General features: G+C 72.2%; 12 protein-coding genes and 1 pseudogene. 3 read left to right on the top strand and 10 right to left on the bottom strand.

Features of this window, described 5'->3' with window-relative positions; genetic code table 11:
• Positions 1-45 precede the first annotated feature (45 nt).
• From OHB01_RS38215 to OHB01_RS38195, 5 genes are read right to left on the bottom strand one after another with little or no spacing between them, the layout of a single operon-like run.
• Positions 46-1,026 carry a phosphatidylserine/phosphatidylglycerophosphate/cardiolipin synthase family protein gene (locus OHB01_RS38215; RefSeq protein WP_142645590.1) on the bottom strand — a complete coding sequence of 327 codons (981 nt, stop codon included), beginning with the start codon at positions 1,024-1,026 and terminating at the stop codon, positions 46-48.
• Positions 1,023-1,970, bottom strand: coding sequence for an SCO2521 family protein (locus OHB01_RS38210; protein ID WP_168065647.1), 948 nt, complete (start codon positions 1,968-1,970; stop codon positions 1,023-1,025). Before OHB01_RS38210 ends, OHB01_RS38215 begins: the two co-directional genes overlap by 4 nt.
• Before the next feature lie 26 nt (positions 1,971-1,996).
• Positions 1,997-2,953: an SCO2522 family protein gene (locus tag OHB01_RS38205; RefSeq protein ID WP_142645588.1), complete on the bottom strand. Its 957-nt coding sequence runs from the start codon at positions 2,951-2,953 to the stop codon at positions 1,997-1,999.
• Positions 2,950-3,864, bottom strand: a complete 915-nt coding sequence (locus OHB01_RS38200) for an SCO2523 family variant P-loop protein (protein WP_142645587.1) — start codon at positions 3,862-3,864, stop codon at positions 2,950-2,952. Before OHB01_RS38200 ends, OHB01_RS38205 begins: the two co-directional genes overlap by 4 nt.
• Before the next feature lies 1 nt (position 3,865).
• Positions 3,866-5,701 (bottom strand): SCO2524 family protein, encoded by a 1,836-nt coding sequence (locus tag OHB01_RS38195; protein ID WP_142645586.1) that lies wholly within the window; start codon positions 5,699-5,701, stop codon positions 3,866-3,868.
• 384 nt (positions 5,702-6,085) lie between these two features.
• On the opposite strand from OHB01_RS38195, the gene OHB01_RS38190 reads away from it, so the two are divergent.
• A complete protein-coding gene (locus OHB01_RS38190; protein ID WP_168065645.1) occupies positions 6,086-7,051 on the top strand; it encodes a 2-hydroxyacid dehydrogenase in 966 nt (321 codons plus the stop codon).
• 98 nt (positions 7,052-7,149) lie between these two features.
• Positions 7,150-8,820 carry a thiamine pyrophosphate-binding protein gene (locus OHB01_RS38185; RefSeq protein WP_222709490.1) on the top strand — a complete coding sequence of 557 codons (1,671 nt, stop codon included), beginning with the start codon at positions 7,150-7,152 and terminating at the stop codon, positions 8,818-8,820.
• Between the two features lie 195 nt (positions 8,821-9,015).
• Here OHB01_RS38185 and OHB01_RS38180 read toward each other — a convergent pair.
• Positions 9,016-9,900 (bottom strand): annotated as a pseudogene (locus tag OHB01_RS38180) (MFS transporter); the annotation flags it as partial.
• A gap of 183 nt (positions 9,901-10,083) precedes the next feature.
• Between OHB01_RS38180 and OHB01_RS38175 the strand changes: the two are divergent.
• Positions 10,084-10,986: a LysR family transcriptional regulator gene (locus OHB01_RS38175; protein WP_142645583.1), complete on the top strand. Its 903-nt coding sequence runs from the start codon at positions 10,084-10,086 to the stop codon at positions 10,984-10,986.
• 93 nt (positions 10,987-11,079) lie between these two features.
• Here OHB01_RS38175 and OHB01_RS38170 read toward each other — a convergent pair whose 3' ends face one another.
• The 4 genes from OHB01_RS38170 to OHB01_RS38155 form a co-directional block, all read right to left on the bottom strand.
• Positions 11,080-12,405, bottom strand: a complete 1,326-nt coding sequence (locus tag OHB01_RS38170) for a HAMP domain-containing sensor histidine kinase (protein WP_261985762.1) — start codon at positions 12,403-12,405, stop codon at positions 11,080-11,082.
• A 229-nt stretch (positions 12,406-12,634) separates the two neighbouring features.
• Complete coding sequence (locus tag OHB01_RS38165; RefSeq protein WP_168065643.1) at positions 12,635-13,492, bottom strand: GNAT family N-acetyltransferase; 858 nt, start codon at positions 13,490-13,492, stop codon at positions 12,635-12,637.
• Positions 13,489-14,661 (bottom strand): M20/M25/M40 family metallo-hydrolase, encoded by a 1,173-nt coding sequence (locus OHB01_RS38160; protein WP_142645582.1) that lies wholly within the window; start codon positions 14,659-14,661, stop codon positions 13,489-13,491. Before OHB01_RS38160 ends, OHB01_RS38165 begins: the two co-directional genes overlap by 4 nt.
• A gap of 11 nt (positions 14,662-14,672) precedes the next feature.
• Positions 14,673-15,815, bottom strand: coding sequence for a dipeptidase (locus OHB01_RS38155; protein WP_261985761.1), 1,143 nt, complete (start codon positions 15,813-15,815; stop codon positions 14,673-14,675).
• Positions 15,816-15,834 lie beyond the last annotated feature (19 nt).

Below are 15,834 nucleotides of genomic sequence, written 5' to 3'. Positions count from 1 at the left end.
CCCGCTACGCCGGTCTCGCCCGCCCCCGCGTCGGGTACGTGCCGGCTACGCCGCCGGTGTCGCGGCCTCCCAGAGCTCGGCGAACCGTTCGGCCCGCTCGCGCACCCGCTCCTGGTCCTGTGCGAGAACCGTGCTGTGGATCACCGGGGCGATGCCGTCGCCGACCTGCGGGGCGGGGTTGGACTCGTAGTAGACGACCCCGTCGAACAGGATGAAGTCGGACAGCGAGCCGCGCAGCAGAGGCGGCGCGTCGGAGAGCAGCAGCGTGCGCACCTCGATCCCGACCGTGGTCTGCCACTTCCACACGCGGCGGAACGCCTCGGAGTCGAGCCGCTCGGAACGATCCACCACGAACACGCGGCGCACCCGCGCCCCCCGTTGGACGAGGTCGCGCTGGAGCTTGACGTAGCGCTGCCCGAGGTCGGTGTGCCAGAAGCCGCCCTCGAACTCGGTGTCGCGGGCGTCCACGCTGGTCAGGCTGATGGCGTCGAGACTGACCCGGGCGTTGCGCGCGAGCGCGAGCAGCCAGTCGCGGTCCTCGCCCTCGTACAGCGCGTATCTGCCGTCGGACAGCTCGCCGAGGAACTTCGCCATCCGGGTGACCTCGTGGTGCACCAGGCTCTTGACGAGGTCGGGCATGTCGTCACGGATCTTGGCGGCGTTCTGCACCAGCTCGGCCACACCCCTGGTCTCCAGCGCGGACATCTCCACGACGCCGAACAGCTTGCTCGCCTCGTTGATCTTGGAGAAGCTGTCGGCCACCAGGTTGTGGGTCTTCGTGTGCTGCCTGCGCTGCTCCTGCAGCACGGTTTCGAGCTGGTCGTCCACGTCCGCGAGGAACTGCACGACGAAGACGACGCCGCTGATGAACGTCGCGAGCAGCAGACTCCACAGGTCCTCGTTCGGCCCCTGGATGAGCGCGTTGCTCATCAGATAGCTCACGCCGCCCACGAGCACCGTCACGAGGACCTTGCGCACAACCCTCGGGACGAGCGACGGGGAGGGTTCGGGTGTTGCTCCGGTCACGGTGACCTCCGTCCGGCTTCGGCGGTCGCACTCAGCAGGGCAAGGGTGTTCATCGCGACCTGGTCGCGGACCCGGTCGACCAGGGAACGCCACTGCCGGGTGAACCCCGGCCGCCGCTCCAGGCTCTCCCAGAACGGCGTCAGCCACTCCTCGACCCGGGCGGCGGGCATCCACAGGTGCATGAGGTGGTCGATGGCCGGCGCCAGGCGGGCCACGGCCTGGGCTCCCGGAGTGCCGCCGATCCGCGCCCGCTCGACGATGACCAGCAGCGACGTCAGCAGCCAGTCGTGCGTCGCCAGGTCTTCGCACAGGTCGACCACGGCGGGGGTGAACGGGCCGGGATGCGTCAGGCGCAGCGTCCGCTCCTGCTCTGCGTGCAGGGTGAAGCGGATCGACGGCTCGCCGGTCTCGGCCACCCACCGCAGGCTCGTACGCGGGATCTTGAAGGGGGCCCGCCGGTCCAGCAGCGGGGACTGCTGCACGAGGTCGAGGAAGCGGCCGCTGACGGCGCCCAGGTCGAGGCAGGCGCCATCGGGGCGGCCGGGCATGGTGTCGCCGGTGAACCCTTCGACGAGGTCGGCCGCCTTCACCTTCCCCAGAACCTCCACGACCCCCGGCCGGGCCAGGTAGTGCGACCAGGGGAGCCTGCGGTCGGCCTCCGAGCGCACCACCCGGACGTACGACGACCCCTGGGCCACCCGGCCCCCGGTCACCGCGCAGCGGGACACCACCGTGCCGACGGCCCTGACCCGGGAACGCGACGCGGTGGGCAGGGCGCAGTCCACCCCGGTCAGCCGCTCGGGCGACAGCGCGTGGACGATGGGACGGCGGGAGACGCGCACGGTCTCCCCGGCCATGAGCCCGAGCACCTGACGGCACGTCGACTCGGAGATCTCACCGGAGTTCTGCAGCAGCCCGGTGTGGACCTCCCCCATCACCAGCATCGGGCCGTCCTCACAATCGCAACCCCTCAGACGAAGACGTAGGAAATGCGGTCGACGAGCTCCTCTTCGAGCCGGATTCCCTCGCCCTCGCTCCGGGTTGCGACCTGCCGCAGGACCTCGTCGTCCACGGCGAACTGGCTCAGGATCGTGCGTACGGCCAGCTCGACGGGCAGGAACCGGGGGGAGAGGACGGACAGTGTGGTGTACGCGCTGAACGGCGCGGCCTGGGGGTTGAGCCGGACGACCGCGGGCAGTTCGTCCCAGTCGCGGGGCCAGTCGCCGTCGAGGGCGACCGGCGGGAGGGGCACGCGGCCGTCGCTGCGCAGCAGCCCAAGCCGCAGGAGCTGCCAGACGGCCGCGAGAAAGGGGCAGGACCAGGTGCGCCGCGGCCCCTTCTCGTCCCACAGCTCGACGTCCACGAAGATCGAGTGGCCGCGTTTGGCGTTCTGCGCGGGCGGCTCCCACGGCCGGACCTTCCCCATCGCCTGCATCGGCGCGGTGCGGGGCGAGCGCGAGCCGTTGCACAGCCAGCCCGTCTCCTTGACCGGAGGGCGCGATCCGTCGGTCTCCGGCGGCGGGTCGTCCACGAGCCGGTCCTCCACCAGCCGGGCCAGCTCGACGCCGCCGGACTGGGCGCAGGCCGACTCGCGGGCCAGGTAGTCGATGGTCAGGTCGTGCTCGGCCGCCGCCTCCAGGACCATCGGGACCAGCTCGGCCGGGGTGCTGAAGCGGCTGAAGTAGTCGTCCACGAGAAAGCAGGTGCTCACGCGGGCCCGGCCCCCCGGCACCCGCTCCTGCCACATGGAGCGGACCGTGGCGAGCCACGGCGCGACCCTGCGGAACTGCTCGCGTAGCCGGTCGGGGCCCGCCTCGTAGTCCTCCATGTAGAGGTGCCCGAGCTCGACGGACACGTGGGAGAGAGGTACGGAGGCGATCCTGCGCTCCGCCGCCACCTCGCCGAACGTCGCGTGCACCGGCGTCACAAGCCCTCCCACGCGCTGTCGTCGACGATCTTCTTGGCCAGCTCCTCGAACGCGGTGGCGGTCTCCGCGTTCGCGATCTTGCTGGCCAGCACGTCCTCGTCGGTGATCAGTTGCTCGCGCCACTGGAGGACCGGGTCGAGCGGGATCTTGCCGAGCATGGCCGTACGGCCGACGCCGTGGCGGCCGGCCAGCTCGCGCAGCTCGCTGTCGCACGCGCTCAGCCAGGCCCGCTGCTCGTCGCGCAGCCCGACGAGCTCCGCCGCGTCCGGTTCGAGCACGGCCGTGCGCACGAAGCGGATGCGGTCGCGCAGGTCGTCGGCGTCGTGGCCGAACCGGGTGCCGACGTCGAGCAGCCCGTCGGCGCCGGTGACGAGCCCGTCGGCCGCGATGATGTGCTGGCGCGTCCAGCGGTGGAAGACCAGCCACCGGAACGGGATCGCGGGCATCCGCACGGTCGCCGCGAGAACCAGCTCCGCGGTGAACGACCGGCCCGCGCTGACGTCGATCATGCAGAGGTCGAACTCCTCGTCCAGCCGCCCGAGAAGCTGGACGCAGCGGCCGACGACCTCGTCGGTGAGGGCCGACAGCTCGCCGCCGCCCTCGCTGCCCGGCAGCAGCACGAGCCGCCCCGCGCCGGGCGGGCGGGTGCGCAGCCCCTCACGGTCGGACTCGGCCCACACGTCCACCCGCCGCGGCTGCGGGCACTCGCCCCGCAGGTAGTGGTGCAGGCCGTTCTCCCGGGTGCCGCGGGCCACCGCGCTGACGCTGAAGATGGCCCCCGCGGTCGGCGAGCCGAAGTCGAAGTCGAGATAGCAGACGTCGTTGCCCTGCAGGGCATGGCGATACACGATGTTGGTGCCGGTGACCGAGCGCCCGGTGCCGCCCTTGTCGGAGATCGCGAAGACGAGCATCTCAGATCGCCTCCGACGCGCTGTCGCGGGCGGCGGACAGCCGTTCGAGGCCGAGCAGCGCGTCGTTGATCAGCGCCTGGGCGGTGGCCGGCCGGTCGCTGACGATCGCCCTGGCCCGCTGCAGCGACGCCTGGATCGAGCGCAGCTTGGGCTGGATCGTCTGCCCGCCGGCCAGAGGCCGGGTGACCAGCTCCTGGTCGAGCAGGTGCTCGGCCTCACCGAGCATCTGGAGCGCCAGCTCGACGAGCTGGGGGCTGCGCAGCGGCGGCTCCCCGCTGGAGGACGCGGCGGCGACGAGGAACTCGACGACCCGCTCGCTGAAATACCAGGACGGCTCCTCGTCGCGCGCCTCGATGTCGGCGAAGACGTTGCCCGGCTGGTCCCACAGGCCGGCGGCCGGGCCGTCGGCGTGGCGGCGCAGCATGATGTGCCGCCAGATCTGGTCGGCGAGGGTGAGCAGCCGCTCGCGCATCCGCGTGTTCTGCGCGATGGAGGCGGCCCAGATGGTGCGTTTCAGCAGCGTGATGGCGAAGTCGGAGACGACCCAGAGCAGGTGGGGGCCGAGCGCGTCGCTGCCGTGCAGGTTGATCGGGACGCCGGGGGAGTGCATGAGCACGGGCGGGTCGCCCGCCACCGCCCTGCGGGTGATCCTCGCCCGGATCGCCAGCTCCTCCAGCACGCCGGCCACCCGGCCGAGGTCCACGTCGGCCGCCCGGTTGTTGACCAGGCTCTGCACGACCATGGCGGTGACGCCGAGGCTGTAGTAGTCGGACTCCTTCTCGTCGACCGTCCGCCAGGGGATGTCCTCCAGCGGCCAGGTGCCCCGCCCGAACGTCGCGATGGTGCGCCAGTAGGACTGGGTGAGGTCCCAGCGGCGCTGGATGGCCTGGGCGAGGGTGATCTGGTCGTCGTTGAGCAGGCTCAGGACGCGGGTGCGTTCGGAGAACAGGTCGGCGATGCCGACGAGGGCGTTGACGGTGAAGTACAGGAACGGCGTGTCGGCGGCGACGCCCTTCGGCTGCGGGCCGATGTCGAGCGGCGTGACGACGTCGGGCGCGTCCTTCACGATGCCCCACGTCCAGCCGCACTCGAACAGCAGGTTGTCGTTGTCCAGGTCCACCTGGCTGCCCGAGCCGATCGTCAGGTCGCGCAGGCCGGCCCGCACCGGCTCCAGCGCGCGGCGCAGATCGTCGAGCACGCGGCGCTCGGGCGCGCCGGTCTGGTTCACCGTGCGCAGCAGCGCGCGGCCCGCGGTGGAGCCGGGGTCGAACGCGTTGACCGTGAAGCTGCGCAGCAGGCCCGTCATCGCGGCCGACAGCCGCTTGCTGGCCAGCTCCTCCAGCTCGCGGATCTCACGGCGGATCGCCTCGCGCCGCACGCTCTGCCGGAAGACCTTGAGAAAGCCGAGCGTGCCGAGCGTGAGCGTGACCGACATCGAGAACGAGTCGACGACGTCGAGCTGGAGCTGCTCGGGAGTGACCTTCGCCTCGTCGTCCACCGGCCGGAAGTAGGTGCCGCCGGAGAACAGGGGCCGCCCGTCCTCGGCGGTGTAGGTGCGCAGATACTGGCCGATCACCCGCAGCAGCAGCTTGGGGATCTGCACCGAGTCGCCGAGGGCCACGAGCGCGGCCAGCACGTCGTCGGCCGTCTCGTCCGGAGTGTCCAGGCGGAAGCCCGGCAGTTCGGAGGCCGGATACATGAAGCACAGAAGCTGCTCGGCGTCGGAGATGGAGTTCGACCCGTCGCGGCCGCCCCACGTCCAGACACCGTCCCGGTAGGAGGCGCGCGCTGCCGCCTCCCAAAGCTCCAGAAGCTGCTGTCGCGGCTGGAGTTTCATCCGTGGCCCTCTCTGCGCTGCGCCGTGCGCGCCTTCTCCGTGCTGCCGTGGAGAAAAAGCACGCTCGTGTGGCCGGGCGGGACCGGGGCCGGGGTCCCCAGACCCTCCCTAGGGGTTTCCTTTTCCAATTCAGGTGGAGACGGAACCACCACAACCCTTATACCATTGGATTCCTGCTCCGTCGCCTGGACCATCCGTGGTATTTCGTGCACCGCCTGGTTGTCGTGGTTTCAGAGATACCACAGAGAAAAACAGACATATATGTCCTAAGTCTGAAAGATATTTGAAATGTCCCAAACTGCGGCTCCAAGGGATATAACGGACTATTGTCCCGCGCGGCCGCTGGCGGCGGCCGGAGCGGAGCTGAGGGGTGGGACGGTCCTCGTGACCGGCGCCGGCATCGACCCGGCGCTACTGGAGCCGCTCGCCAGGCAGGGGCTCACGGTGCGGCGGCGCGAGGCGCCGCTGACCGAGGACCTGCTCACGCGAGAGCTCCGGGGAGCGGTCGCCTACCTCCACGGAGGCGAGGAACGCGCGACCGCCCGGGTGCTGCGCGCGGCGCGCGAGACGCTGAAGGTCGTGGCCTTCCTCGGCGTCGGCTACGAGAACTTCGTCGACGTGGCGGCGGCCGACCGGCTGGGCATCGCCGTCACGAACACACGGGGCGCGGCCGTCGATGCGGTCGCGACGTTCACGGTCGCCCAGATCATCAACGCCGCCCTGGACATCCCCCGGCATCTGGGCGAGCGGGTCCCCGGTTGGCAGGGCTCCGACGAACTGCCCCACGAGCTCGCCGCCCGCAGCGTCGGCATCATCGGCATGGGCGCCAACGGCCGGCGGATCGCGGAGATCCTGCGGCGGGGCTTCGGCGTCCGCGTGTCCTACTACAGCCGCACCCGCAGGCCGGACGTCGAAAGCGACCTCGGCATCTCCTGCCTGCCCCTGCTCGACCTGGCCGCGGCCAGCGACATCCTCGTGGTCATGGTGCCGGAGACGGACGAGACCAGGTCGATGATCGACTCGTCGGTGATCGGCCGGATGCCGGAGGGCGCGATCCTCGTCAACACCGCACGCCCGGCCATCGTCAGTCCCGGCGCCCTTTACACCGGCCTGGAGAAGGGCCGCGTCAGCATGGCCGTCTTCGACGGCTTCTACGGCGCGGAATGCGCGGAGGCCGCAGAATTGCGGCGGGATTTTCCCGACCGCCTCCTGGTCACCGGACACATCGCCTCCCACACCGCCGAGACGATGCACCGCATGGTGCGCCAGGCCGTCAAGTCCATTGAGAATGTGCTGACCCGCGGATCGGACGAACACGAGGTGGGAACGCGTCCCCGTCCCCGTTTCTGAAAAATCGGCACGCGGACGGTAGGGCGGCGCGTGGAATGGGAACGCATTTCAGGAAACCACAAGGAAACTCCCTCCACTCTCTCCCCGGGAAGTGATACGTGGACGGCCATGACCCGATGCCCTCTGCGGCGACGATCACGACGCCCACGGGGGCGCGCGCCCTGGTCGAGGCGCTGAGGCTGCACGGCGTCGACACGATCTTCGGCATTCCGGGCACCCACAACCTGGCGATCTACGAGGAGCTCGACCGGTCGGGCGTGCGCTGCGTGACGCCCCGGCACGAGCAGGGCGCGGGATACGCCGCCGACGGATATGCCAGGGTGACCGGCAGGCCGGGCGTCGTCGTCACCACCACGGGACCCGGCGTGGTCAACGCGGCCACGGCCCTCGGGCAGGCCTACTCCGACTCCTCCCCGGTCCTGCTCGTCTCACCGGGCGTCCCCACCGGCCATCCCCGCGACGGCCGCGGCTACCTGCACGAGAGCAGGGACCAGACGCGGGCGATCGACGCGCTGTGCGCCTGGAGCCACCGCGTGACGACCGTGCGGGAGATTCCCGCCGCCGTCGCCCGCGCCTTCGGCCGCTTCACCGAGGGACGGCCCCGGCCGGTGCACATCGAGATCCCCTTCGACCTGCTCGACCTGACGAGCCCGGTCAAGATCGTCCCGCCGTACCGGATCATCCGCCGCGAGCCCGATCCCGCCGCTCTCGACGCGGCGGCCGGGCTGCTGCGCACGGCGCGCCGTCCGGGGTTCGTGCTCGGCGGCGGGGCCCAATGCCCGGGTGAACAGCGCTCGGGTGAGCGGCCCAAGGGCGAGGACGAGCCCCCTGCGGGGCGCCTGGCGATGCGCCTCGCCGAACGGCTGGGCGCGCGGGTCGTGACCACGGTCAACGGCAAGGGCACAGTGCCGGAGAGCCACCTGCTGGCGCTCGGCGCCACGCTGCACCTGGCGGCCGTCCGCCGGTGGCTCGCCGCGTGCGACGTCGTGCTGGCCGTCGGCACCGAGCTGGGCCCCGCCGACCTGTGGGACGACGCCTTCACCCTCTCCGGCCGCCTCGTACGCGTCGACATCGACCCGGGGCAGATGCACGGCGACCACGTGGCAGACGTGGCGATCGTCGCGGACGCGGAGCTCGCCCTGCGCGGGCTGGCCGAACGGCTCGACCGGCAGGGCGCCGTGCCGCGTCCCCGCCGGGAGCCGGAGCCCGGCCCCGGCCACGAGGCGGAGCTCGCGGAGCTCACCCGCAGGTGGTCGGGCCAGCTCGCGGCGCTGCGCCGGGCCCTGCCGCCGGAGAGCGTCGTGGTGGGCGACAACTCGATGTGCGTCTATCACGGCGCGCTCGTCGGCATGCCGATGGACCCGCCCGGGCGGTTCCTGTTCCCCACCGGGTTCGGCACGCTCGGCTTCGCGCTGCCCGCCGCCATCGGCGCCAAGCTCGGCCGGCCGCACCTCCCCGTGGTCGCGCTGGCCGGCGACGGGGCGTTCCAGTTCAGCCTCCAGGAGCTGGCGACGGCGGTGGAGCTGGAGCTGAGCCTGCCGGTCGTCGTCTTCGCCAACGGCGGCTTCGGGGAGATCCGCGAGGAGATGCGGGTGCGGGGCATGCGGCCGATCGCCGTCGACCTGCACGCGCCGGACTTCCCCGCGCTCGCCGTCGCGTACGGCGCGCGGGGTTGTGCCGTGAAGACGCCGGGGGAGCTGGAGGAGGCGGTCACCGAGGCCCTGCGCGTCCCGGTCCCCACGGTGATCGTGGTGCCCGAGGACGACTGACCCGTCACCGAGAGCCGGCGTCGCGAGCGGTCGTACCGCTGCTGCCCCAGATGCCGGCGAAGACGGCGGTGAGCGCGGCAGGACCGCTCCCAGCCACATCACCCCGGAGATCGACAGACCGTCCACGACCCGGCCGCCGGCGAACGAGCCGAGCGCGACGGAGACGTTGAACGCGCCGACGAACAGCGCGGTGCCGAGCTCGCCGCCGCCCGTCCTCATGATCCATAGCTGCAGGGCGACGCCCACGCCGCCGTACCCGAGGCCCCACACGACCAGCATGACCAGAGGAAGGCCGGTCAGCGCGAGCGCGGCGGTGGCCACGGCGATCAGCACGGCCCGCGCGATCAGCACCGGCTTCGGGTTCCTGGCCGCTCGCGCGCCCCCGGCGAAGTTGCCGACCACCGCGGCGGCGCCGTAGACGAGCAGCGCGGTGCTGACGAGCCCGGGACCGGCGTGCGCGGCCTGCTCCAGGTAGGGCCGGACATAGGTGTAGGCGGCGAAGTGCCCGGTGATGATCAGCACGGTGGTGACCAGGACCACCTTGAGCGGTCCCGACCACGCGCCGCGGAAGCCGTCTCCACCCTCTTCTGCGGGCATCGGCGGCAGCACCGCGGCCAGCACCGCGAGCAGGATCAACGCCAGAGCGCCCAGGGCCGCGAACGCCGTGCGCCACCCCGCGTACGAGGCGACCAGCGCCGCCGCGGGGACGCCGAGCACCGACGCCACAGACACCCCGCTCAGGATGACAGAGGTGGCCCTGCCGACCGCCTCCTCGGGCACCAGGCGTGTGCCCAGACCGGCGGCGAAGGCCCAGAAGCCGCCGATGCTCACGCCGGTCAGCACCCGGGCGGCCAGCATGACGGGGAGGCTCGGAGCGAGCGCGCCCGCCAGATTGGCCGCCGCCAGCAGCGCCATCAGGCCGAGCAGCGGGACTCGCCGGTCGAGGCGGCGGGTGCTCAGGGCGATCACGGGGGCGGAGACGGCGGCGACCAGTCCGGGAAGGGAGACCATCAGCCCGGCGGTGCCGTCGGAGACCTTCAAGGAGGAGGCGATCGAGGTCAGCAGCCCGACGGGCAGCATCTCGCTGGTGACGATGGCGAAGGTGCCCATGGCGACGGTGGCGACGGCCGCCCAGCGCGCCCGGATCACGGGAGAGACGACGTTTACGGTCATGCTCCTCAGCCTTGTGATCGGCATTTCCCGGAACAATGACGAGGTTCGAAGGCTTGGTTTAGGTGAGCTAAGCGATCGAGGAGGAGCGAGATGGAGTTCAGGGAGCTGGAGTGCTTCATCGTGCTCAGCGAGGAGCTGCATTTCGCCCGTACCGCCGAGCGGCTGTACCTGTCTCCCGGCCGGGTGAGCCAGCTCATCGGGTCGCTGGAAGGCAGGATCGGCGGCCGGCTGTTCGACCGTACGAGCAGGCGGGTGTGCCTGACCCCCTTGGGTGAGCGCTTCCTCGCCGACCTGCGTCCCGCCTACGAGGGGCTCGCGGAGGCGGTGGCGCGTGCGACGGCCTCGGCCCGGGAGGTGGAGGGCGTGCTGCGGGTCGGGTTCCTGGCCACGCCCACGGAGATCGTCACCCAGAGCGTGGCCGCGTTCGAGCGGACGTATCCCGGCTGCGCGGTGGAGCTGATCGAGGTGCCTCTTTCCGACCCCTTCGGCAAGTTGCGTGAGGGGCGTGTGGACATCGCCTTCACACTGCTGCCACTGGAGGAACCGGACCTGGTGAGCGGGGCCGAGCTGAACCGCTGCCCGGTCGAGCTGGGGCTCTCGGTGCGGCATCCGCTGGCACGGCGCAAGAGCATCGACGCCGAGGAGCTGGCCTCACTCGCGCTGATCGGCCTGGACGAGCCCGCGCCGCGCCGCTGGCGGGAGCATGTGGCGCCCTCCTTCACCCCTTCCGGACGGCCGATTCCCAAGGCCGCGACGGTGGCCACCACGCAGGAGGGCCTGACCCAGGTGGCGTTGAACCGCGGCGGCATGCTGCTCTGCCGGCCGAGTGCGGAGCACCACCGGCGGCCGGACCTCGCGTTCGTGCCGGTCACCGGCCTGCCGCCCTCGACGCTCGGCCTGGCCTGGCTGCGCTCCCGGGAGACGGCGGCCATCCGCGCGTTCGACGACCTCGCGACGGGCCCGGCGCGGTGGCGTGGAACAGTGGCCGCCTAAGAACCTGTGGCCGCCTGAGGAAGCGTGGCCGCCTGAGGAAGCGTGGCCGCCTGAGGGACGCTGGCGCCTGACGGACGGTGGGCGGCTGATCCCTCAGTGGCCGGGGGCGAGCGGGATGCGCGCCACGAAGCGGGCACCTTGGTCGCTGTCCTCGATCGTGAGCGTCCCCTTGTGCGCCTGGGCGATCTGACGGGCGATGGACAGCCCGAGACCGGTGCCTCCGGCGTCCTTCGTACGGGCGGCGTCGAGCCGGGTGAAGCGCTGGAAGACCAGCTCCCGCTGGTCGGGCGGGATGCCCGCGCCGTCGTCGAGCACCTCCAGCACGCCCTTGCCGTCCTCCCGCCGCACGGTCACGGTGATCCGGGACACCGCGTGCCGCTCGGCGTTGTCGAGCAGGTTGTTGAGCAGGCGCGCCAGGGCCAGCCGGTCGCCGATGACGACCACGCGGGGCTCCAGGTGCCGCACCACCTCCACCTTGCGCGACCTGCGGTCGAGCTCGCGGGCGACGAGCGTGCCGAGGTCGACGGGCTCACAGGGGGGCGGCGCGGCCGAGTCGAGCTGGGCGAGCTGGAGCAGGTCGGTCACGAGCGCCTGCAGGCGGTCGCAACTGGCCAGCAGGGCGTGCCCGGTGGCCGGCCAGTCCGCCTCCTCGCTGTGCAGCAACGCCTCCTCGATCTCCGTACGCATCGCGGTCAGCGGGCTGCGCAGATCGTGAGAGGCGTCGGAGGCGAAGCGCCGCTGCCGCTCGACGGCCGCCTCCGCTCGGTCGAGGGTCTGGTTGGCGGTCTCGGCGAGCCGCCGGATCTCGTCGTGATATTTCGGCACCGGCACGCGCTGGCTCAGGTCGGTCGCGGTGATCCTGGCCAGCTTGCTCGTGATCGCCTCCACCGGCATGAGCGCCTTGCGCACGGTCTGGTAGGTGCCGAGCGCGGTGAGCATGATCAGCAGGAGCGAACCGCCGAGCAGCGCAGCCAGCAGCGGGCCGTTGACGTACCACGGCACGGTGTCGTCGGCTGCGTAGATCGTCCACAGGCCGCCGTCGTTGTGGAAGCGGAACGCGACGATGATCATGCACCGGTCCGGGAACGCCGGGGAGTCGCACATCACCTTGCTCGTCTCCGGTGTCGTCAGCTCCGGCCGGAACGCGGCCATGCGCGGGCGGCCGACCAGGGTGTCGCTGCCCGAGACGATCTTGCCGGAGTTGTCGATCACCTGCACGCCGGCCACGCCCGGGTCGAGCAGCACCGGAGGCAGCCGGTCGCGTTTCGCCTGGTAGGCGAGGCGTACGGCGTTGGCGGAGATCTCGTCGATCTTGTAGCGCTCGGCGGTGCCGTGCAGCACGCCGAGGACCAGCAGCACGGCGACGGCGCACAGCAGCGCCATCACCGCGCTCGCCAGCACCGTCAAGCGAATCCGCACCGAGGATCCCCGCCACCTGCTCATCTGATTCCCCCCGGTAATCAGATGATCAATAAGGCCACGTGGCCGCCGCCCGGCGTCACTACCCGGCTCACCTGGCACGTTACCTCCGCCGGTGATCGCCGCCGTGACCGGGACGCCGCCGTCCGATCCGATCCCTACCCAGTCCGGCCCCTCAGCAGCGCCCCGCCGGCGTCACCCGTCTCACCGCGATCTCATCCTGCCCGTCTCACTCTGCGGCGGGGGAGCGCCGCTCGACGACGTAGCAGCCGTCGGCGAAGCCCGTCACCGCGCGGCCCCGCGCCATCAGCCCGCCCAGCACCTCGCGTACGGCGTGCCGCCAGGCCTTGGCCGTCTCCGGGGCGGTGCGGCGCAGGGTCTCCACGTCGGCGGGTGCGGCGACGAGCACGGCCGGGCCGTCCGCGGGCAGGGTCACCGGCCGCCCGTCCCGCTCGGTGAGCACGGCCACCGCGCCGTCCGCGGCAGCGGGCCGGAACGGCAGGCCGTCGCATGCTCGCGCCACCTGTGGATCGCCCAGCCGCCACGCCATGAGGACCCGGTCGGACTCGTCGCCGGCGTTCAGCGCGTCGCCCATCGGGCCGTAGAAGTCGGGCAGGTACTCCTCCGGCAGGGCGGCCAGCTTGGCCAGGTTGAAGTGGGCGTTGCGGCGCACGAGGGGATCGAAGGTCCAGGTGATCCGGCTCAGCCCGCGCTCCACAGCCCAGGCCCGCTGGTGCAGCTTGAGCGCGAAGCCGGCGCCGGGCCGTACGGCGCCCGTCACGTGCGAGTGCAGCGCCTGGCCCGCCGGAGCGGCGAGGAAGGCGACGGCGGCCCCGACGAGGTCCCCGCCGTCGAACGCCCCGGCGACGTATCCGCCCGCGTGCGACAGCGCCCGCATCAGCTCCACCGTGATCGGCGGGTTCCACGGCTCCGGACGCCAGATGTCGTCGAACAGCCGCACCACCCGCTCGAACTCGGCGATCGTGCGCAGCTCGGCGACCCGCAGACCGTGCCGCCCGGCCGCTCGGGCCGCCTGGCCCCACGCGGCGACGGGGTCCCGCGCGGCGACGGGGTCGCACGGGTTCACGTGGTCTCCCCGGCGGCCGGTCTCAGGTCCTGCGGCGCGGTGTCGATGCCGCCGTTGACGGGCCTGCCGTTGACGGGCCCGCCCGACAGCACATACTCGGCCAGCGCCGCGACCAGGCGGGCGCGGGCCGGCATCTCGGCGACCAGCACGTGCTCGTTCGCGGCGTGCGCGCCGCCTCCCACCGCGCCGAGGCCGTCGAGTGTCGGGCAGCCCACCCCGGCGGTGAAGTTGCCGTCCGAGCCGCCGCCGACCGACGCCCCGCGCAGCGGCGCCATGCCCAGCTCGGCGGCGAGCCGTACGGCGACCTCGAAGAGCCCGGCGGAGGCGGCGGGGTCGAGGGGCGGGCGGTTCGGCCCGCCGCGCAGCTCCAGCCGGACGCCCGGGGTGCGCGGGGTCAGCGCGCGCATCAGCTCGTCCACCCGGCGCTGCGCCGCGCGGTCCGGCACGCGGACGTCGACCGCCACCCGGCCCCGGGCCGGCACCGTGTTGGTGCTCGTCCCCGCCGTCAGCATGGTGGGGGTCACCGACGTCGCCCCCGCCCTGGACGACGAGTCGACCTGGGCGGCGATGCCCGCGATGGCCAGCACCTGGTGGGCCAGCTCGACGCCGGCGTTGGCCCCCAGCTCGGGTTCGAGACCGGCGTGCGCGGCCCGGCCGTGCACGGTCAGCTCGTAGCGCGAGATGCCCTTGCGCGCCGTCTTCAGCGCGCCGCCGTCCGCGCTGGCCTCCAGCACGAACGCGGCGGCGCACCGCGACGCGATCGACTCGATCAGCGGGCGGGAGGTCGGCGAGCCGAGCTCCTCGTCGCCGACGACGAGCACGGTCAGCCCGTCGGGGGACGGCAGCGAGGCGACCGCGTGGAAGAGCTGCACGAGACCGGCCTTCATGTCGAACACGCCCGGCCCCCGCGCCACCCCGTCCCGCACCGACCAGGGGTGCTCGCGCAGCGTGCCGATCGGCCAGACCGTGTCGTGGTGGCCGAGCAGCAGGACCCGCGGCCGGCCGAACGACCAGCGCAGATGGGTGACCCCGTCGATGACGAGGGTCTCCGGCTCGGCCCCCAGCAGCCTGCGGCCCAACGCCCCCACGACGCGGGCGCTGCGCGCCACCGCCTCGTGGTCGGTGGAGTAGGACTCGCAGAGCACCAGCTCCTCAAGGTCGGCCAGCATGGCCTCCAGGTTCACGGTCGCGGCCGTTCCGGTTCGGGTCGTTCCCGGCCCTCGACCGGCCCGTCCTGGGCGAGCCCGTGAGCGGGCCTGTCATGGGCGGGGCGGCCCAGCTCGGCGCGGAACAGGCGCATCACGTTGGCGCCCAGGATCTTCTGGATCTCCTCCTCGGAGAATCCCCGCTTGACCAGCGCGTCGGTCACCAGCGGCAGGCCGCGCGGGCCCTCCAGCCCGGGGACGGCGGCGTTGGAGTCGATCCCGGAATAGCTGAAGCCCTCGCAGCACGGCGGGGTGAGGTCCTCGTTCACCTCGCGCATGAAGTCGGGGCCGAGGCCCACGTGGTCGATGCCGGCGACGCCCGCGATGTGCTCGATGTGGTCCACGAGATGGTCGATCGTGGCCGAGCGGGCGTCCTCGGTGAGGAAGGCGGCGAGGAAGTTCACGCACACGACGCCGCCGCCCGCGGCGACGCCCCTGAGCTGCTCGTCCGTGAGGTTCCTGTGATGGTCGCGCAGGGCGCGGGCGGAGGAGTGGGTCGCGATGACGGGCCGGGTCGCGATCTCCAGCACGTGCGCGACGCCCGTGGCGCCCAGGTGCGAGATGTCGAAGAGCATGCCGAGCCGCTCCATCTCGCGCAGCGCCTCGACGCCGTGGCTGGTGAGCCTGGAGCCGGTGCCGTCCTGGCCGCTGCCGTCGGCGAGAGCCGTACGGCCCCAGTGGGCGATCGAGGCGACCCGGACTCCGAGGCGGTGCAGGGTCGGGATCAGCTCGACGCTCTCGTCGATCCCCGGCATGCTCTCCAGCGCGAGCACGAGGGCGATCCTGCCGAGGGCGAGGGCCTCGTCGATCTGCTGCCCGTCGTGGCACAGCGCGACCGCGTCGGGGCTGCCCTCGGCCAGCACGTGGGCGCACTCGATCATCCGCAGGGTCTGGCGCAGCGCGCCCTCCGGGCGGAACTGGCTCTCCACGAACACGGGCAGCACCTGCACGTCGACGCCGCCATCGACGAGCTGCGGGAGCCACCGCTCGCGGAAGAACGAGGCCCACATCGCGGGCGGCCGGGCCGAGACGGCCATGAGCAGGTCGTTGTGGGTCTCGGCCACCACGGACCTGACGTGCAGGCTCTGCTGATCAACGGGCACGGTGTCGACGGGCACGCGGGGAATCCTTCCTGAC

It is taken from the genome of Microbispora hainanensis (assembly GCF_036186745.1).
Lineage (GTDB): Bacteria > Actinomycetota > Actinomycetes > Streptosporangiales > Streptosporangiaceae > Microbispora.
This window is presented reverse-complemented; position numbering and strand designations above follow the sequence as displayed.

Bases quoted from the DNA above. Each gene is read 5' to 3' on its own strand.
- OHB01_RS38210 (WP_168065647.1), bottom strand. From the start codon at position 1,970: ATGCTGGTGATGGGGGAGGTCCACACCGGGCTGCTGCAGAACTCCGGT.
- OHB01_RS38200 (WP_142645587.1), bottom strand. From the start codon at position 3,864: ATGCTCGTCTTCGCGATCTCCGACAAGGGCGGCACCGGGCGCTCGGTC.
- OHB01_RS38195 (WP_142645586.1), bottom strand. From the start codon at position 5,701: ATGAAACTCCAGCCGCGACAGCAGCTTCTGGAGCTTTGGGAGGCGGCA.
- OHB01_RS38175 (WP_142645583.1), top strand. From the start codon at position 10,084: ATGGAGTTCAGGGAGCTGGAGTGCTTCATCGTGCTCAGCGAGGAGCTG.
- OHB01_RS38160 (WP_142645582.1), bottom strand. From the start codon at position 14,661: ATGCTGGCCGACCTTGAGGAGCTGGTGCTCTGCGAGTCCTACTCCACC.